This window comes from Photobacterium rosenbergii (genome assembly GCF_033022775.1).
Taxonomy (GTDB): Bacteria; Pseudomonadota; Gammaproteobacteria; order Enterobacterales; family Vibrionaceae; genus Photobacterium; species Photobacterium rosenbergii_A.
Genome location: NZ_JAWJZI010000011.1, coordinates 56,004 through 73,382, shown reverse-complemented (window position 1 = coordinate 73,382; position 17,379 = coordinate 56,004). Strand labels below are relative to the sequence as shown.

General features: G+C 50.7%; 18 protein-coding genes. 6 read left to right on the top strand and 12 right to left on the bottom strand.

All coding sequences use genetic code 11. The annotated features are described in order from the left end of the window. Position 1: 1 nt before the first annotated feature. On the top strand, positions 2 to 778 hold the full coding sequence (locus tag R2X38_RS20025) for a glycosyltransferase family 2 protein (RefSeq protein ID WP_317524111.1): 777 nt from the start codon (positions 2 to 4) through the stop codon (positions 776 to 778). 53 nt (positions 779 to 831) lie between these two features. Here the strand turns inward: R2X38_RS20025 and R2X38_RS20020 are convergent, their stop codons facing one another. Genes R2X38_RS20020 through rfaD form a run of 9 tightly spaced genes read right to left on the bottom strand, consistent with a single transcriptional unit; the run spans position 832 to position 9,405 of the window. After that, positions 832 to 1,785: a WavE lipopolysaccharide synthesis family protein gene (locus R2X38_RS20020; protein WP_317524110.1), complete on the bottom strand. Its 954-nt coding sequence runs from the start codon at positions 1,783 to 1,785 to the stop codon at positions 832 to 834. Further along, positions 1,782 to 2,510, bottom strand: coding sequence for a glycosyltransferase family 2 protein (locus R2X38_RS20015; protein ID WP_317524109.1), 729 nt, complete (start codon positions 2,508 to 2,510; stop codon positions 1,782 to 1,784). Before R2X38_RS20015 ends, R2X38_RS20020 begins: the two co-directional genes overlap by 4 nt. Next, a complete protein-coding gene (locus tag R2X38_RS20010; RefSeq protein ID WP_317524108.1) occupies positions 2,507 to 4,096 on the bottom strand; it encodes a capsular biosynthesis protein in 1,590 nt (529 codons plus the stop codon). The genes R2X38_RS20015 and R2X38_RS20010 overlap by 4 nt, the downstream gene beginning before the upstream one ends. Further along, positions 4,087 to 4,467, bottom strand: coding sequence for an HAD hydrolase family protein (locus R2X38_RS20005; protein WP_317524164.1), 381 nt, complete (start codon positions 4,465 to 4,467; stop codon positions 4,087 to 4,089). Before R2X38_RS20005 ends, R2X38_RS20010 begins: the two co-directional genes overlap by 10 nt. A gap of 21 nt (positions 4,468 to 4,488) precedes the next feature. After that, on the bottom strand, positions 4,489 to 5,568 hold the full coding sequence (locus R2X38_RS20000; protein ID WP_317524107.1) for a glycosyltransferase family 4 protein: 1,080 nt from the start codon (positions 5,566 to 5,568) through the stop codon (positions 4,489 to 4,491). Between the two features lie 5 nt (positions 5,569 to 5,573). After that, positions 5,574 to 6,320 carry a glycosyltransferase family 25 protein gene (locus tag R2X38_RS19995; protein WP_317524106.1) on the bottom strand — a complete coding sequence of 249 codons (747 nt, stop codon included), beginning with the start codon at positions 6,318 to 6,320 and terminating at the stop codon, positions 5,574 to 5,576. Further along, the gene (locus R2X38_RS19990) at positions 6,313 to 7,491 is read right to left on the bottom strand and encodes an O-antigen ligase family protein (protein WP_317524105.1); all 1,179 of its coding nucleotides are present in this window, start codon (positions 7,489 to 7,491) and stop codon (positions 6,313 to 6,315) included. Before R2X38_RS19990 ends, R2X38_RS19995 begins: the two co-directional genes overlap by 8 nt. A 1-nt stretch (position 7,492) precedes the next feature. Next, the gene (lpxM, locus tag R2X38_RS19985; protein ID WP_317524104.1) at positions 7,493 to 8,446 is read right to left on the bottom strand and encodes a lauroyl-Kdo(2)-lipid IV(A) myristoyltransferase; all 954 of its coding nucleotides are present in this window, start codon (positions 8,444 to 8,446) and stop codon (positions 7,493 to 7,495) included. 8 nt (positions 8,447 to 8,454) lie between these two features. After that, complete coding sequence (gene rfaD / locus R2X38_RS19980) at positions 8,455 to 9,405, bottom strand: ADP-glyceromanno-heptose 6-epimerase (protein WP_317524103.1); 951 nt, start codon at positions 9,403 to 9,405, stop codon at positions 8,455 to 8,457. Between the two features lie 112 nt (positions 9,406 to 9,517). Here rfaD and R2X38_RS19975 point away from each other — a divergent pair, with 112 nt between their 5' ends. Then, positions 9,518 to 10,162 (top strand): TetR/AcrR family transcriptional regulator, encoded by a 645-nt coding sequence (locus R2X38_RS19975; protein WP_317524102.1) that lies wholly within the window; start codon positions 9,518 to 9,520, stop codon positions 10,160 to 10,162. 18 nt (positions 10,163 to 10,180) lie between these two features. On the opposite strand, the gene R2X38_RS19970 is transcribed toward R2X38_RS19975, so the two are convergent. From R2X38_RS19970 to gpmM, 3 genes are all read right to left on the bottom strand, one after another. Continuing rightward, positions 10,181 to 10,921 carry a divergent polysaccharide deacetylase family protein gene (locus R2X38_RS19970; protein WP_317524101.1) on the bottom strand — a complete coding sequence of 247 codons (741 nt, stop codon included), beginning with the start codon at positions 10,919 to 10,921 and terminating at the stop codon, positions 10,181 to 10,183. 70 nt (positions 10,922 to 10,991) lie between these two features. Next, the gene (locus R2X38_RS19965; protein ID WP_317524100.1) at positions 10,992 to 12,146 is read right to left on the bottom strand and encodes a peptidoglycan DD-metalloendopeptidase family protein; all 1,155 of its coding nucleotides are present in this window, start codon (positions 12,144 to 12,146) and stop codon (positions 10,992 to 10,994) included. 8 nt (positions 12,147 to 12,154) lie between these two features. Continuing rightward, positions 12,155 to 13,696 (bottom strand): 2,3-bisphosphoglycerate-independent phosphoglycerate mutase, encoded by a 1,542-nt coding sequence (gene gpmM, locus R2X38_RS19960; protein ID WP_317524099.1) that lies wholly within the window; start codon positions 13,694 to 13,696, stop codon positions 12,155 to 12,157. Between the two features lie 422 nt (positions 13,697 to 14,118). Here gpmM and R2X38_RS19955 point away from each other — a divergent pair, with 422 nt between their 5' ends. From R2X38_RS19955 to cysE, 4 genes are all read left to right on the top strand, one after another. After that, a complete protein-coding gene (locus R2X38_RS19955; RefSeq protein WP_317524098.1) occupies positions 14,119 to 14,568 on the top strand; it encodes a rhodanese-like domain-containing protein in 450 nt (149 codons plus the stop codon). A gap of 126 nt (positions 14,569 to 14,694) precedes the next feature. Next, positions 14,695 to 15,165, top strand: a complete 471-nt coding sequence (gene secB / locus R2X38_RS19950; protein ID WP_317524097.1) for a protein-export chaperone SecB — start codon at positions 14,695 to 14,697, stop codon at positions 15,163 to 15,165. A 17-nt stretch (positions 15,166 to 15,182) separates the two neighbouring features. Next, positions 15,183 to 16,199, top strand: a complete 1,017-nt coding sequence (gene gpsA, locus R2X38_RS19945; RefSeq protein WP_317524096.1) for an NAD(P)H-dependent glycerol-3-phosphate dehydrogenase — start codon at positions 15,183 to 15,185, stop codon at positions 16,197 to 16,199. A 134-nt stretch (positions 16,200 to 16,333) separates the two neighbouring features. Continuing rightward, positions 16,334 to 17,155, top strand: coding sequence for a serine O-acetyltransferase (cysE, locus tag R2X38_RS19940; RefSeq protein WP_317524094.1), 822 nt, complete (start codon positions 16,334 to 16,336; stop codon positions 17,153 to 17,155). Positions 17,156 to 17,379 lie beyond the last annotated feature (224 nt).

The following is a 17,379-nucleotide window of genomic DNA, read 5'->3' as shown; positions in this document are numbered from 1 at the left end:
CATGCGAAAACATACCTTATCTGTAATTCTTATTACTAAAAATGAAGCCGACCGGGTGGAGGCATGCTTGAAATCAGTTGCTCCGGTTGCTGATGAAATCATTGTATTGGACAGTGGTTCGACTGACCAAACGGTCGAGATTTGCCGCCGTTACACCGATAACGTTACCGAGACCGATTGGCCAGGGTTTGGCAGGCAGAAACAGCGAGCCTTGGACAAGGCTTCTTGCGACTGGGTGCTATCCATTGATGCTGATGAGGCATTGGATGGCACTATGCAGCAGGCGCTGTCAGCTATGCTGGAACAGGATGTCATCGAGCACACCGCTTATCGCCTACCATGGGGTGTCACCCTGTATGGCAAAACCCTGAGGTATGGCAGAAGTGCGCGCTCGGTGTTGCGCCTTTTTCAGCGTGAGGGATCCCGTTACACCCTTGATGAGGTGCATGAAACGGTTGTTCCGGCTAAGGGTTCAACCGGTGTCATGAAGGGGTATCTGTTGCACTATACCCACCGGGACTATGGTCACGGTTTGGACAAGGCGGCACAGTATGCCTGGCTAGGCGCACAGAAATACCACCGCAAGGGTAAAAAATCTCATGGTCTTTTTCTTGCGTTACTGCGGGCAATCTGGACTTTCTTCCACATTTATGTGATTCGTCGTGGATTCCTGGATGGTAGCGTAGGCTTCATTATTGCAATGACTTATGCTCAGGTGAATTTTAACAAATATGTGGGGCTATGGCTGCTGGAGCGGGAAGAGACAACGGAAGGTTAAGCGAGATCGGCCACGATGGAAAAATAAAACCAGCCACGATGGCTGGTTTTATTTTAATGTTTCAGTTTATAACCCAGATAACTGAAAGGTAGCTTAAAAAAGCGTCTTAATTCCAGTAACTGCTGCACTGGGGAAAAAGGAATCTTTAGTGAAGGATCGCAGTATTTTCGGTATAACTTTAACCAATCATAGTGGCTGTATTCATTGGCCCTTTTTAGCTTGCGAACAGATATTTTCCGCAGTCCGATCCCGCTGTGCTGGGGGTCGGCAATGATGATATTGCTGGCCAGGAAGCGCTCCCAGAAAGCAATACTTTGCGCATTGTTATCAAAGCGGTGCCTCATCAATGGTGCCTTCTCTGGAAGTAAGGCTTTGAGCCAGATTTGGCAGTAGGCCTGCTCGGCTTCCAGTTGCTGATCGTTAGGGGCTACAAGGGTTGCCATTTCGGCAAGTTCTTGCCCAAAAGGTTGTTGCTCAAACACCGGCTGATCCCAGATTTTTAGTAAGTCTGAGGTGCGGCCGTAGTAGAAAAAATCACTGGGGCTCATGATCACCCGCTGGCCGTGAGATGTGCGTCGGAAGAGGTTTGCGTTAATGACAACTTTCTCGGCAAAGGCTTGCTCGGTTTTTTCAACTGAAGGAAAGGCTTGCTGCAAGGCAACAAACTCATTGCCTGTTAGGAAATTATCACTACGAAGCTTTACCGCGTAAGGCGTTTCAACCTGCTTAAGGCCGGCTTTGGTCGAGAGAATTTGGCGGTAGTAGTTAACAGGACAAAATGCATCGGCATTTTGCCCTGGATCATCACTGATGACCAGCTTGTCGTAATCTAAGCCATCCAGATCCTGTCCCGGCCAGGTGGAAAGGATAATCTTGGCTCCGGGAAGGTACTGGCGGATACTGGCTAGGCAGCGCAGTGTGATCCCTTCTTCGTGGTGGGTACGGCCCTTGTAGTTTTGTACCGGACCTTGTACAACAACAGTGATATGTTGGAAAGGTTGGCTCATTTTGTACCTTTGGCAAAGTGAAAATATTCATCCGGTACACCACAAAAGATCACATCTTGGCGGTCAATTAGGTGATAGTGAATGTTTAATTTGTCGGCGATCAGCTGGTTGTACAGCGGGGCAATATAAAGCTCCCCCTTGGCCCAAGTATCCACCGGGCGCGCCAGCTCCTGGCGGTAGGCATCGAGGAAATCGCTCGTGCGGGCAAAGTAATACAGCCCGGTACTGCACAGGTTGGAAATAGGCTTTTTCTCTGCCGTTTCCACCACCCGGGTCGAGCCCGGGCGCTCAGGCCGGGCGAAGGACCAGTTATCACCGCTGCCTTCAAACACTTCCAAGTAGCCATCCCACTGTGCAATATTTTCCGGGAAGGTAAAGCCGGGGCGGAAGGTATCAATATTAAAGATTGTTATTGGTCCATCCTCAGCAGCCAAGGTTTGTAAGCCTAGATATACTGTTTCCGCCTGCCCGCGAGTTTCTTCCTCAAGGGTAACAATATGTGCCTGCTTGATGCCTAACCTGTCCACTTCTTTTTCTATGAACGCTTTGGTACCGAAGACGTCCCTGATGATAAACAAAAATTGCTCCTGCTCGAAATAGTGAGCAAAACTTTTGACTGCATGGGCAAATAAGGTATCGCCTTGTGCTTCGAGCATGTATTTGGGCTTGGTAAACCCGGCATTGAAAAATCGGGAGCTGAGTCCTGCCATTGGAATTACAATCATTGTTCTGTTTCCTTTAGCAATTGATAGAGGCGAAAGGCATTGGCCATCAAAGCTTGTTGGCGAGAAGGATCATCTGCATGCAGTGGCAACATAGACAAGAATAACTGAATTTGCATGGCATACAGCGATTTGTCATTTAGCTGGTATTTACGTTTAACCATGCCAAGGAACAGCTGCTGGATTGCCTTGATATGTTTAGGAACTTCAAGTGTAAAGTCAATTTGTTGCTGGGTGATATTGACTTGGTAGTAGCCGGCAATAATCCAGTCATAAAGTCCTAGGATTGAGTGGCTCAGCTTGGCGATATCGTATCGGTTGTCGCCATAAATAGTGAAGTTCCCATCAAGATCCAGGCCGCGAGGATCAATAGTTTTAATCTTGTTACTACGAAAATCATAGAGAATATTGCTAAAGCAAAAATCACCGTGAATAACGTGATGTTGTTGACCATCTGTGGGTAAGCATTGTTCGCTGAGATTGATAATGTCAGCAAATGATGCAGAAAAAATATTGTTGTAGACCCATTGGGTGTCGAAATCACACCCTATCGCCTGGCAATACTCTATCAGCCTATCATGGGTTTTTTTACCGAACAGGGTGGGTAGATCCATTGAGTTATCGGCGGTACCGCTATAAGAGTATTGCTGGCAGTTATCGATAAACTCCAGGCAGCTGTTGAGGATTTGCTGCCACACCAGTTCGGGCAGGGTTGAGAAAACGAACAACTCGTTCAGTGCGGTGTGGTGTAAGTACTCTAACTGATAGGAGACGGTTTGGCCATCATTTGCCGAGCCGAGATATTGCGGTAAAAAGGTCCGTAGCGCTGGCGGGACACTGTCGTACCAGTTTGCTTCGGCCGCAATCTTGTTGCTATTGATGCTCGATTTTCTGATCCACCGAGAGGTGATTTCAAGGTGGTTGAAAGCACGCTGGGTCGTAAATTTGGCTTTCGAGGTGTAATACGTATTCAAGTGGCCGAAATCTAACCAGCCCTCACTCTCTACACTGCTTAATCCACACTCGTCATGGTAATAGTTGAGCGCTTTGATGAAGTCCCAGTGAGCTACCGTTAGGCACTTGAGCAATTGCTTTGGCTGGCTGAATTTAAAAAAGCCGGCCACTACGCTGCTATGATCTAGCTGCTCTCTTTGCTCCGGCGTGTTTAGCCAGTGTGAGTTGTCACTGGTTACCATAGCCCAGTCATAGCTGTTATCTACCTGCGAGACGGAAATAATATCTTCGCCTTCAGGCAGTTCGCTAAACAGAGTGTCGCCGAATAGAATACTCAATGAGTGTTGGGGGCTGTAGTCAGCAAGAGTGAGAGCCGCGACCAAAGATGCCCCAAGAGACAAGCCTTCGGAGATACGAAGCAGGGTGACATTGTGCTGGGCCAGCCATGCTTCATCGTGTGGCAGCAATGTATAGCCGTTGGGGATCGTCAGATAGATAGACTTACCTTCCGGGATGCTGTCAACCTGGTGCTGAAAAAGGCGGCGGTTGCCCAGAGGTAGGAAGGCCGGCGGGATAGTGCCGAATTCTGACTCTAGCTCCTGGCTTACGTAGGCTGCCGACATGATCAGGAACATGCTTTTTCCTTGTCTAATAGATCGTTGATCTCTTGAAAACTCAGCGAGGTAAACTCTGACGGTCGGATAGCACGATCGTCGATGTAAAACCCATCATGGCCGCACCAAGGCTTGCCAACGAGGATTTCATCATAAGGCACGCCATGCTTATCCAGCCACGCCGTAATTATCGGCAAGGTATGTATATTTATCTTGCCAACATTACCTTCGAAAGTACGCATGTTACGAGCGGTACTAATAGTGATGGTGAAGCCTTGCTGCTTGTATTCGTGCAATGACTTAATAACATCTAGGTTAGGCGAGACGTTCTCGTAATCATTGGTATCGGCCAGGGTGATAGTACCGTCCAGATCAACAACCAACTTTTTCATCATTGTGGTTCCTTGAAGGGGTTATTGTTCCAGCAGGATGTCAAAATAAGCGATATGATGCTTGACGGTTTGCTGCGCGTTAAATTCGTTACTGAGCTTTTCTTTTGCTGCTGCGCTGAAAGACGCAATTTTCTCACGGTCGTTAATCAACTTGTTCATGGCTTCAGCCAGTGCCTTGGCATCTTTGGTCGGCACGATATAGCCGGTTATGCCGTCATCGACTAGCTCGGGCGAGCCGCCGGTTGTGGTGACGACCGATGTTGTGCCATTGGCCATGGCTTCGATGATGGTGCGAGGTAGCCCTTCACCGCTGACAGAAGGCTGTACCTGGAAGTCGGCCATTGCCATAATTGACGGGACGTCTTTTCTGTGTCCAACCAAGTGTATCCTATCGGCCATCGGGCTTTGTTTGATCTCGTCAAAATGCGGTTCAAACCCACTTCCGACCAGCAGTAAATGGAAGTTGGGGTTGTCGATATGGTGGGTAGCTTCTACCAGAACGGATATACCCTTACTTGGTCGAACATGAGCGGCGGTCACCGCAATAATGTGATCGTCATTTAGGCCAAACTCTTCCCGCTTGGTGGCCGGTACTTGATACCATTCAAGCTGGTGGCCTTTGTAAATGGTTTTGATTAGCTCTGGCTTTTTCCACACCCGCTTGATGACATCCTGACGAACGGCTTCAGAGACACAGACAATACCATCCACCCGAGGGTGAAGATGGGTCAGGTAGGCGCTTGGGTCATGGCGGTAAAGCCCACCGGTTGTACCGCGGTAGGTAACAAGCTTGGCCCGGGTGCCGATACAGGCAAACGCGGCGTTGGGAATGGTCTTGGAGTTGAAGGCGTAGCAAATATCATAGTCGCCATCTTTTAGTTCGCGATGCAGGGTGCGAATAGTCGACAGGCAAATTTTCCCCTTGGGGTAGCAGTCGATCACTTTCACGCCGTGGTCGCGAAATCGCGAAACATACTCTGCATCGCCTTGGGTAGCTACAGTCACTTCGTGGCCCTGCTTGACCATCTCAATGAACATTTCGGCTTCCGGCCGGACACTGTTCCACGCATGGTGGTAGGAGCTGGCAATTAGAATTTTCATACTATTCACTTGTTAGAATTATGTAGTTTGAACCGCAGGTTATGGACTTCACGTCTAATGAGTTCGCTGAGGTTGAACCACTCGCGCTTGCAGCGGGTGTAGAAGCTGCGTGAGGCTTTTTTGCCATATCCAATCTCTGAATCAAATTTAGGGTCGTTTGTTAGGCAGGCAGGGATAGTACCGTAGCACTCCACTTGGTTGACCCAAAAGCGATCCATATAGATGTCAACGGCCATGTACCAGCGGCTGGAGTGCTGAATAAGTTTTTCTGCGGCAGCTGGGGTCAGATAATATCCTGTGGTGCTCATATGCCCCTTGCTGAATTTAGCAATTGCCAGCTCACCAATTTTTTTTACGGGAGATGAGCGAAATGAGCGGCGCTTATTACTGAAAAGCCTAATACATTCAAACTCACTGCTCAGGGTAGGTAACTGCTCGATAAAGGCCATAAATTGCGCTGGGTAAAGCAGGGTATCATCTTCGATGACCAGAATAGGCTCATTGAGTTCCAGGCATTTTTCCCATAGCAGGTAGTGGCTAGCATAACAGCCGAGTTGGCCTGCGCTTAATGTCTTACCACGGTAAAGCTTGCTGAGCCCTTCGTCATACTTTTCGAATAAAGGATGATTGCCTTTTCGGCCATCTACAGCCGGAAAGATCTCGAAGGGTAGCTTGAGTTGGTCGAGCTGTTGGCTGATATTGTCTCTGCGATCAACAGAAGATGGCAGGTTGATGACAAAGATTTTATTCATAGCTTTCTTTATTTTGTGTAGTTGTTTGTAAAGTGCATATCAATAAGAGATAAAGCAGTAAGGTCTGAGCATGGTTAAAGGGGACATCAGTCAGGCCAGCAATCGCGTAGAGCAGAACTAATGAACTAAGCATATAGCGTGTTACTCGGGTTTTGTCTGATATTGAAAGTAGCGGTGTTACCAGCAGAGCAATCAGAAGGAATAAACCGATGACGCCATCTTTTATCAGTTTATCAATATATTGGTTATGGTAATGGGCTGGATTGAAGTGCTTGAGAGCTTTTGACACATCCCCCTGCTTGTAAAGGCTGTTAAACCTTTTGTAATGTTCACTACCCTGGCCGAAGATGATATGTCCTTCAATTAACTGTGGGGTTAGTTGCCACATTTGCAGCCTTAATCCGAAGGAAGTATCTAAATCCCCGTGTGCTATCTTGTTTACTTCATCAATAGTTGTGTTAACTCGAGACTCAATAACAGGTTTTAAGGTGAATCCACAGAGGGCAACAATTGCTATGGCAATTAACGTAACCTTTTTGTGTGCGAGTAAGTCCTTAAACTTGATGATAAAAATGACACCCGTTATTGCAAAATACCCTAACCATAAGCCCCTGGTTTGACTCAATAAGATAGCAATCGTACACATAACAAATGTGAATATTGAGATGGTGCGATGTTTGTCGCTGGTTATAGAGAGAGACAAAGCGATAAGCCCAATAGAGGCACTAATTGTTGCTTGGGGTATTGCGTTTATGGGCCAGGCACTGCGAGATAAAGATAAATATTGCCCATAGTAAAAAGCAAAAAACACAGAGCAGAGGCTACCAATAGCCATCATCACCGATAGATATCTCAGTGAGAACAGGTGACGGGGGAAAAAGGACAAGAATAGCGCAGCACAAAGTATGGCGCGAAGCCCTCTGGAGCTATACCCATGGTAATAGTAGCTAAATATCGTATATGCTGTCACCGCCAAGATAACCCACAAGAATTTGTCTTGCTTGATATTGACTTTAATGGTGCTGAACCCGTAGCAGCAAAGTGTGGTGATGATCGAGATGATCACCATGGCTACCATGGGTTTGTCCCCTCCGCTCATCAGGAGCATGCCACTGAACAGCCAGTAAAAAGGCAATAATATCAGGGTGTTGTAAATGCTGCTTTTATTCATACTACTTTTTGCTATACGGGTTTTCCCCGCCGTCAGGCCGGGTCTTCAACAAACGTAAAATCCACATGTACTGCTCAGGGCGCTCGGTAACGTACTGCTCGATACACTGGTTCATCAAACGGGCGTCTTGCTCCTCGGTTTCCAGCGGAAATGGAGAGAGCGGTGGATAGATGTCTATCTCGTATTTGCCGGTCTCGCTGTTGTAAATCGAGTACAACGGCACAATCTTGGCGCGGCTCAGCTTTGCCAGGCGGCCCAACCCAGCAATGGTGGCCTTGGTGGTGGCAAAGAAATCGACGAACACACTGTGTTCGGCCCCCAGGTCTTCATCCGGCAAATAGTAACCCAAGTAGCCCTCGCGGATAGACTTGATGAAGGGTTTGATCCCGCCACTGCGCTCGTAAACACGGCCACCGTATTGTACACGCTGTCTGTGCATCAACCAGTCTGATACGATATTTTTCTGCTTTTTCGCCATCGCCGAAACCGGCAAACCGCGGGATGCGAGCAAAACGGCTGGAATATCAATGGCCCAGGTGTGTGGTACCAGCAAGATGGCACTGTCGCCATTGTCTTTCAGTGCTGTCAGGTGTTCTTCACCCCGGACAATGGTATTGTCTTCCAGCCATTGGCGGTTGCGCATGCTGAGGGCAGCAAAGCCCATCAGGAAACTGCCTGCGGTAATATAGTTCTCGAGTAGCATAGCCTCGCGCTCTTCCTCGCTTTTATCGGGGAAGCACATCTTTAAATTAACGCGGGCACGCTGGTTAGCCTTGTTGTTGAACTTCACTGCGCGCTTGGCAAACAGGCTCGCAATAGCACGGCGTACGCGGTGCGGCAGTAGGCACAGCAGGGCAGCAAAGGCAACAGCCAGCCAGGTCCCCCAATATTTCGGGTGGAGAAAGGCCTTGCTGAATTCCGGGTTGTAAGCTTGTTTATCGTAATGGTCTTTCATCTATTATTTTATTTTGTCTGGTTGATACTTGCCATGTACTCGGCCACACCTTCGGCGACAGACTTAAATGGGTCTGTGTAACCTGCGGCTCGTAATTGGGTGAGATCGGCTTCGGTAAAGGCTTGGTAGCGGCCTTTTAGGTGTTCTGGGAACGGGATCTCTTCGATTTCGCCTTTGCCGTGGTATTTGATCACCGCTTTGGCCACTTCACTGAATGGCTCGGCCTTGCCGGTACCGCAATTAAAGATCCCGGAGACGCTATTCTGCCAGAACCAGAGGTTGACCTTGCACACATCGCCGACAAACACGAAGTCACGCTTGAGGCTGTCCGAGCCTTCGAACAGTTTTGGGTTGTCGCCTTGATTGATCTGGTTGTTGAGGTGGAATGCCACCGAGGCCATGCTGCCTTTGTGCTGCTCACGCGGGCCGTAGACGTTGAAGTAGCGGAAGCCGGTGATTTGCGACAGGGTTTCGCCGTGCTCTTCGGCATCCTGCCACAGGCGGCGAACATAGTTGTCGAACAGCTGCTTGGAATAGCCGTAGACATTGAGGGCACCTTCGTACTCGCGGGCTTCGATAAAGTCGTGGTCACGGCCACCGTAGGTAGCGGCAGAAGAGGCATACAGGAACGGGATGTGGCGCTCGAGGCAGTAATGCAGCAGCTCTTTGGAATATTCGTAGTTGTTGAGCATCATGTACTTGCCATCCCACTCGGTGGTGGATGAGCAAGCCCCCTGATGGAAGACGGCGTCAATCGGCCCGAACGCATCCCCAGCCATGATCTGGGTAATGAAGTCTTCCTTGTCCATGTAATCGGCAATATCCAAGTCGACCAAGTTGGCAAATTTGGTGCCGTCTTTGAGGTTGTCGACCACCAGAATATCGCTGCGGCCCTGCTCATTGAGTGCTTTTACGAGGTTGCTGCCGATCATCCCGGCACCACCAGTTACTATAATCATGGCTCTTCCAGTCTGTTGGGTGGATAACAAGGGTTAGACCCGCTGTTATAGAATAGGTTTATGATAGTATTAGCAGATTGCCAAATTATCTGGGCAGAGAAGTGAGAAGCAAATGAAAACCCGTGACAAAATTATCCTGGCTGCACTGGAGCTTTTCAACGAAAGCGGTGAGCCGAACATTACCACTAACCATATTGCTGCCCATTTAGGGATTAGCCCCGGTAACCTGTACTACCATTTCCGCAATAAGGAAGAGATTATACACAGTATTTTTGATCAATACGCGCATGATCTCAGTATTCACTTCCAACCCCTTGAACATGCTCAAATAACTGCCGACAACTTGCTGGTTTATCTGGATTCGGTGTTCATGCTGATGTGGCGCTACCGATTCTTCTACGCCAACCTGCCGGATATCCTGCAGCGCGATCCTGAGCTGCAGCAGAAATATCTGGCGGCGCAGGAAGGGCTGCACAAGGACATCATGGCGATGATGGCCAGCTTCCGCAGTGGAGGCCTGCTGGATATCGAGGAAGACGAGCTGGAGAATCTGGCCACGACCCTCAAGCTGGTTGCCTCGAGCTGGATTTTCTACCAGACCACCCAAGCCCCCGGAGCCAAGATCACCAAAGCGGTGCTCTACCAGGGCGTGCTGCATATTCTGGGTATTGTCAGACCGCTGACAACGGCGGAAGGCAAAGCACAAGTGCTTCAGCTCAAAGCGCACTACCGCGAGCAGATCGAAAAAGATATCTAACTGACTAGATAGCCCTGGTTAAGAGGGGGGAGCAAGCTCGGAGAGCCTGACCAACTGAATGCCTTGCTCTTCTAGATCCGGAATCGCTCGGCTGAGTGCATCTAGGGTGACCGGGTAGGGGTGGCCGATGGCAATGGCGTAGCCGTTCTTCTTGGCTTGATGAACAGCTCTTGATAGTTGCTGGTTGACAAACTTCTCGGTACTGAGGTGATCAAGGAAAACATGACGGCGCAGAGCGGGAACATTCTGCTGTTTGGCTTGTTTAAGAGCAACCGACTTTGCAGTGGTACGGCTATCGAGGAAAAACAGTCCTTGTTCGGAGAGGACTTCCATTACCCAGTCCATCGCCTGTGGGCTCTGGGTCAGGGCACTGCCCATGTGATTGTTGACGGCAATGGCGTCAGGTACCCGTTGTAATCCCTTGCGTAGCACATGTTGCATCGTCTGCTGGTCCATATCCTGAGTCAGGGTCGTCATTTCGAGCGGTGCCCGGTGCAAGGGTTCCATCGGCATATGGAGCAGTACATCGCGTCGCTGTTGGTGGGCTCGTTGGCTCGTTGCCCTGTCATAGGGGGTATCGGGCAAGATAGAGACACTGACTTGGGGCGGCAGTGCCGATAAGGCTGCTGGCATAGGCTGGTAGCCCAGATCGTCGATAACAATCGCCAATTTGGCCGCAAGGGCCAAACTTGGGGCCGCAAGGCTTGCAATGAAGGTGAGGCTATAAACCCATTTCTTTAATCTACGACTTTTTGCCAAAAGCGATCCCTTGCTAATCCGTTGCAATGAAAGCGTATTGCTTAAGTGTATGGTAAAAAATATATATTTGTTATCGAGTTAGCCAAGCTCGCGGATTGGTCGGCGAGCCTTTGCGGCGGATCTCAAAGTACAGGGATGACTGCTCCTGGCCGCCACTGTCACCGATCAAGGCGATACTTTCATTGGCTTGTACCGTATCGCCAACCTTTTTCAGCAAGGTCTGGTTATAGCCGTAGAAGCTCATGTCGCCCTTGCCGTGATCGACCGCAAGTACCAAGCCATAGCCACGTAGCCAGTCGGCAAACACCACTTTACCCGGGTATATCGCCCTGACCGGGTTACCTGCTGACTGGGCGATGACCATGCCTTTCCAGTGCAGCTCGCCTTGCTGGCTGGTGCCATAGTTATGCAGGATCTTGCCTTTGACCGGCCATGGCAGCTTGCCTTTTTGTTTTGCCAGGCCATCCATCGGTACCCGGCGGGCCGCTTCTGCCGCCGCTCGGGCTCTTTCGATTTCTTTGACCAGGCGCTGTTCGTTTTCTTTGAGCTCGGCCAGGTACTGGTTGTCGGTGGTCAGCTGGCTACGCAAACCCTTCACGGTTTTCTGACGTTGGCTACGTTCTGATTCCAGCTTGCGTTTTTGCTCATTGAGCTTGGTCAGCAAAGCCTGCTGCTCTTTTTGTTGCTCACCCAACTGGTGCTGTTTGAGCTGTAATTCGGTGGTGGTGGCCGCCAGTTCGTCAAGCGCATGACTGCGGGCTTGGCTGAGGCGCTCGGCATAAACGGTAAAGCGGTCGAGCTGGCTGCTGTCTTCACCGCTGAGCATCAGGGCCAACTGGCTCTGCCTGCCTTGCTTGTAGTGGGCATTGAGCAGCTCTTTGAGCAGTTCCTGCTGGCCGAGCCGTTGCTGGCGCAGCTGTTCGAGTTGTTGTCTCAGCGTGCGGATAGATGTTTCCAGTTCGCCGGAGCGCTGCTCGGCTTGGTGGATAGCCTTGGCGGTCTCGGCAATACCGACTTCCTGCTGGCGCAGGCTTTTTTGCAATTGGTCGACCTTCTTGCGGTTGCTGGCGACCTGACTTTGCTGGCGTGATATTTCCTGCTTGACCCCTTTGAGCTGGCCCTCATCGGCCAAGGCGCTAGTGCCAAATAGCAGGCATAGAAAAGCGCCAGTGCAAAATGCACTGGCGCGAAGACTATGGTGTAGGTGTTTGATAACTTCCCGCATAGGAGAGATTATTTCAGATCAAACAGCACCTGACCAGTCATCTCTGCAGGGATTTCCATATCTGTTAGGGCCAGCATCGTTGGCGCCAGATCAGACAGTTTACCGCCTTCTTTCAGCGTCAGCGCTTTGTTGCCCAAGTACACTAGCGGTACAGGTAGGTTGGTGTGCGCCGTGTGGATACCACCGGTTTCAGGGTTAACCATCATCTCTGCGTTACCGTGGTCGGCAGTGATCAGCAGTTGGCCGTCCATTTCACGGATAGCTTCCACTACGCGGCCAAGGCAGCCGTCAACCGCTTCGGTGGCTTGTACTGCTGCGTCGTAAACGCCAGTGTGGCCAACCATATCAAGGTTAGGGTAGTTACAGATGATAGTGTCGAACTCACCGCTCTTGATGGCAGCAACCAGCTTGTCAGTCAGTTCCGGTGCGCTCATTTCAGGCTGAAGATCGTAAGTCGCGACTTTTGGCGATGCCACTAGCTGGCGCTCTTCGCCGTCGAACTCATTCTCAACGCCGCCGTTGAAGAAGAAGGTGACGTGAGCGTACTTCTCTGTTTCAGAGATACGTAGCTGCTTCTTGCCTTTCTTCGATAGCCATTCACCCAGGGTGTTGACTAGGTCTGCTGGCGGGAAAGCGATAGGCAGGTTGATGTCAGCGGCGTACTGGGTCAGCATCACCACATCAGCAAGTGCAGGGAACTGGGCACGCTCGAAGCCAGCGAAGTCAACTTCGAAGGCACGGGTGATCTGGCGCGCACGGTCAGCACGGTAGTTCATGAAGATAACCGCATCGCCATCTTCCATTGCCGCAACGTCCTGGCCTTCGGCGCGGATTTCAGTGGCTTTAACGAACTCGTCGTTCTCGTCACGGGCGTAAGCCGCTTGTAGGCCTTCCACGGCAGACGCGGCGCTGAACTCAGCTTTGGCGGCTGTCAGTAGGTTGTAGGCAACTTCAACGCGATCCCAGTTGTTGTCACGGTCCATTGCGTAGTAACGACCCACTAGAGAAGCAACGCGGCCTTTGCCTAGCTCAGCAAACAGGGCGTCGAAACGCTCCAGGGATGCCTGTGCGCTACGAGGTGGCGTGTCACGGCCGTCAAGGAAGCAGTGTAGGTAGATTTTCTCAGCGCCACGCTTAGCTGCCATTTCAACAGCAGCGGCGATGTGGTCTTCGTGGCTGTGAACGCCGCCCGGAGACATCAGACCCATGATGTGAACGGCTTTGCCTGCGTTAACCGCCTTGTCGATAGCGCCTGTCATTGCAGGGTTTTCGAAGAAATCGCCGTCGGCAATTGACTTGGTGATGCGGGTTAGATCCTGGTAAACGATGCGGCCAGCACCGATGTTGGTGTGACCTACTTCAGAGTTACCCATCTGGCCGTCAGGCAGGCCAACATCCATACCTGATGCTGAGATCAGGGTATTTGCTTCGTTAGCCATCAGGCCGTCGATAACTGGCGTGTTGGCGTTAGCAATAGCGTTGTTGGCGTTGTCTTGGCGGTAACCCCAGCCATCTAGGATAACCAAAGCCAATGGCTTCTTAGCAGACATATGCTGTCCCTCGTATGTTAAAACCTGAAATGTAATTTCGAACAATTACCTTAACCCTCAACACGCTAGGGCTAAGGTAATTGATCACAGCGGCCGTAATTTTACTACAGTTTATGGCGCAAACTGTAGGTCAAGATCAAACTATGCTGTAAATAGATTGTTATCTTCCTACGGAAATATATGCATTTCTGCCTTTTAGTGTAAGCCCTGAAGCACAGTTTTTTTACTTTTTATTGTGCTGCAATAATGTTCAACCCAGTTAAGACTTATACTGAGAGCGCTAAAGGCCAGTGAGCCGCCGCGCGGATTTATTGCATCTTGCTGTACAACTAGCCTGTCGCGGGTATACTCGGGGTCTTTGAATTTTGTCGACTCGGGCCTGGGTTACCGCAGGCTGGTATTAGGAATATAGAGCGAAGGTCATGCAGCAATACATTGATTTTGTAACAAGTAACCCTATTTTGTCATTGGTATGGGTTGGCTTGGTGGTGGCTATCATTTCGTCTTACGTCAAGCAAAAGACGGCAGGCTACAAGATTGTTACCCCGAACGAAGCAACCGTGATGGTCAACCGTGAAGACGGTGTGTTTGTCGATATCCGCAGCCGCGACGAATACCGTGGTGGTCATATTGCTGGCGCACTTCACATTTTGCCTAGCCAAATCAAAGAACAGAACCTGGCAGATCTTGAAAAATACAAGCAAGCCCCAATCATCGTAGTATGCAAGACAGGTCAAACGGCGCAAGAGAGTGCTAACCTGCTAGCGAAAGCCGGTTTCGAAAACGTAAGCCTGCTGAAAGATGGCCTGATTTCATGGAACGAGGCGAATCTGCCGCTGATCCGCAGCAAATCAGGCAAGGCGAAGAAGTAATCTCGCCATCCCGCTGATGTCGATAACCGTGCAGCGGGACCCTTGAATTTTGTGCAGTTGTGATAGTTATCATGGTTGCGATATTGATTGGCCCACCCGTGGGCACGAGAGAAAAAGGACTCTAACATGGCTGAAGCAGCAAACAACGAAGCGCAGCAGAACTTCCAAATCCAGCGTATCTTCCTGAAAGACGTATCTTTCGAAGCCCCTAATTCACCACAGATGTTCCAGAAAGAGTGGAACCCGGATGTGAAACTGGATCTCGATACCCAGAGCCGCGAACTAGGTGAAGGCGTATTCGAAGTTATTCTTCGTCTGACTGTGACAGTGAAGAACGAAGAAGAAACGGCATTCCTATGTGAAGTTCAGCAGGGCGGTATCTTCTCTGTTGCTGGTATGGAAGCCCCTCAGCTTGCACACTGCCTTGGCGCATTCTGCCCGAACATCCTGTTCCCATATGCTCGCGAAACAATTTCAAGCCTAGTCGTTAAGGGTACTTTCCCTCAGCTGAACCTAGCACCGGTTAACTTCGATGCACTGTTCATGAACTACCTTCAGAACCAGGCGCAAGCTAACCCAGAAAACACTGAAGCTTAAGCTTTAGGGTGGACACAATGAATCCAGGCTCAGAACAAGCAATTTCCATGGCGGTGCTAGGTGCCGGCTCATACGGTACCTCATTGGCGATTTCCTTGGCCCGTAATGGTGCCAATGTGATCCTATGGGGCCACGAGCCGGAGCATATGGCACAGCTGGAAATGGACCGTGCCAACGAGGCATTCTTACCGGGGGTCGCTTTTCCTGACTCCCTGATCGTGACGACTGATTTGGAGCAGGCGGTCAAGGCCAGCCGCGACTTGTTGGTCGTGGTACCGAGCCATGTGTTCGGCGAGGTCTTGGGCAATGTCAAACCGCATTTGCGTGAAGATTCACGTATTTGCTGGGCAACCAAGGGGCTGGAGCCGGAAACGGGTCGCCTGCTTAAGGATGTTGCCGTTGAAGCGCTTGGCGAGCAGGTACCGCTGGCGGTATTGTCAGGGCCGACGTTTGCCAAAGAGCTTGCTGCGGGTATGCCGACAGCTATTTCGGTAGCATCGCCGGACGATGAATTTGTTCGCGATCTGCAGGATAAAATCCACTGTAGCAAAACCTTCCGGGTTTACAGCAACAGTGACTTTACCGGTATGCAGCTGGGCGGCGCGGTCAAGAATGTGATCGCCATTGGCGCAGGTATGTCGGACGGTATTGGCTTTGGTGCTAATGCCCGTACCGCATTGATCACCCGAGGCTTGGCGGAAATGTCTCGCTTGGGTGCGGCATTGGGTGCACAGCCGGAAACCTTCATGGGGATGGCCGGCCTTGGCGATTTGGTACTGACCTGTACCGATAACCAATCTCGCAACCGCCGTTTCGGCTTGGCGCTGGGTCAGGGTAAAGACGTTGACCAAGCCCAGGAAGAGATCGGCCAGGTGGTCGAGGGATACCGCAATACCAAGGAAGTCTGGGTTCTTTCTCAGCGGATGGGGGTCGAAATGCCGATCACCGAGCAGATCTATCAGGTGCTTTACCAGGGCAAAGATGCCCGCGAGGCGGCCAAAGATCTGTTGGCTCGCGAGAAAAAAGACGAATAGCAGCTTGGACGCCATGGGCATCCAAATTGTGACTTAATGATGCAACGTAGGCTGCTTGGCCTGCGTTGTTTTTTTTTCAGGGCGCGTTAAAGTTAAAGCAAGCCGATACTAACAGTAACGATACCGAGGGTAATGTGAGGGAATGTCAACAATATGCCGTTTGGCAGGCAATCAAGCAGGAAGCAAGGGAGCAATCAGAGCAGGAGCCGATGCTCGCGAGCTTTTACCATGCCACCATTATCAAGCACGATAACCTGGCCGCGGCGCTGAGCTATATTCTGGCCAACAAACTGGCGACACCATCGATGCCGGCCATGGCTGTACGAGAAGTGATAGAAGAGGCTTTTGCCGCCGACTGTTTGATCACCGAATCAGCAGCATGTGATATCCGCGCCGTTGTTGAGCGCGATCCGGCGGTAGAGATGTTTTCTATCCCTTTGCTCTACCTCAAGGGCTTCCATGCCCTGCAGGGCTACCGGGTAGCCAATTGGCTGTGGAAGCAGAACCGCGTGGCACTGGCAGTGTATTTGCAAAATCAAATTTCGGTGGCGTGTCAGGTGGATGTCCACCCGGCAGCGCGTATCGGCCAGGGGATCATGTTCGACCACGCGACTGGGATTGTCATTGGCGAAACGGCGGTTATCGACAATGACGTCTCCATTCTGCAGGACGTCACCCTGGGTGGTACCGGTAAGGAAGGGGGCGATCGTCACCCGAAAATCCGCGAGGGCGTAATGATCGGTGCCGGTGCCAAGATCCTGGGTAATATCGAAGTGGGCGAGGGCGCCAAGATTGGCTCTTGCTCGGTGGTGCTCAATCCGGTGCCGCCGCATACCACAGTCGCCGGTGTACCAGCCAAGATCGTCGGCCGCCCGAGCAGCGACAAGCCGTCGATGGACATGGATCAGCAGTTCAACGGTACCAGCCAGACGTTTACCGCCGGGGATGGGATTTAAGATCAGGCCAGAGGCCATAGGCTTGAGGCGATAGGAACCGCGATGTTCAATGGTTTAGTGGCACCCTTGAGCCGATTTAAACACTGTCTTTAAACTAAAAAAGCGAGAGGTGCCTTCCTCTCGCTTTTTTTATGGTAAACAATCCTGACTAGCCACTAGCCACTAGCCACTAGCCACTAGCCACTAGCCACTAGCCACTAGCCACTAGCCACTAGCCACTAGCC

What these genes read in the sequence shown, in the direction of transcription:
- R2X38_RS20025 (WP_317524111.1), top strand. Translation starts at nt 2, where the DNA reads ATGCGAAAACATACCTTATCTGTAATTCTTATTACTAAAAATGAAGCC.
- R2X38_RS20020 (WP_317524110.1), bottom strand. Translation starts at nt 1,785, where the DNA reads ATGAGCCAACCTTTCCAACATATCACTGTTGTTGTACAAGGTCCGGTA.
- R2X38_RS20015 (WP_317524109.1), bottom strand. Translation starts at nt 2,510, where the DNA reads ATGATTGTAATTCCAATGGCAGGACTCAGCTCCCGATTTTTCAATGCC.
- R2X38_RS20010 (WP_317524108.1), bottom strand. Translation starts at nt 4,096, where the DNA reads ATGTTCCTGATCATGTCGGCAGCCTACGTAAGCCAGGAGCTAGAGTCA.
- R2X38_RS20005 (WP_317524164.1), bottom strand. Translation starts at nt 4,467, where the DNA reads ATGAAAAAGTTGGTTGTTGATCTGGACGGTACTATCACCCTGGCCGAT.
- R2X38_RS20000 (WP_317524107.1), bottom strand. Translation starts at nt 5,568, where the DNA reads ATGAAAATTCTAATTGCCAGCTCCTACCACCATGCGTGGAACAGTGTC.
- R2X38_RS19995 (WP_317524106.1), bottom strand. Translation starts at nt 6,320, where the DNA reads ATGAATAAAATCTTTGTCATCAACCTGCCATCTTCTGTTGATCGCAGA.
- R2X38_RS19990 (WP_317524105.1), bottom strand. Translation starts at nt 7,491, where the DNA reads ATGAATAAAAGCAGCATTTACAACACCCTGATATTATTGCCTTTTTAC.
- lpxM (WP_317524104.1), bottom strand. Translation starts at nt 8,446, where the DNA reads ATGAAAGACCATTACGATAAACAAGCTTACAACCCGGAATTCAGCAAG.
- rfaD (WP_317524103.1), bottom strand. Translation starts at nt 9,405, where the DNA reads ATGATTATAGTAACTGGTGGTGCCGGGATGATCGGCAGCAACCTCGTA.
- R2X38_RS19975 (WP_317524102.1), top strand. Translation starts at nt 9,518, where the DNA reads ATGAAAACCCGTGACAAAATTATCCTGGCTGCACTGGAGCTTTTCAAC.
- R2X38_RS19965 (WP_317524100.1), bottom strand. Translation starts at nt 12,146, where the DNA reads ATGCGGGAAGTTATCAAACACCTACACCATAGTCTTCGCGCCAGTGCA.
- gpmM (WP_317524099.1), bottom strand. Translation starts at nt 13,696, where the DNA reads ATGTCTGCTAAGAAGCCATTGGCTTTGGTTATCCTAGATGGCTGGGGT.
- R2X38_RS19955 (WP_317524098.1), top strand. Translation starts at nt 14,119, where the DNA reads ATGCAGCAATACATTGATTTTGTAACAAGTAACCCTATTTTGTCATTG.
- secB (WP_317524097.1), top strand. Translation starts at nt 14,695, where the DNA reads ATGGCTGAAGCAGCAAACAACGAAGCGCAGCAGAACTTCCAAATCCAG.
- gpsA (WP_317524096.1), top strand. Translation starts at nt 15,183, where the DNA reads ATGAATCCAGGCTCAGAACAAGCAATTTCCATGGCGGTGCTAGGTGCC.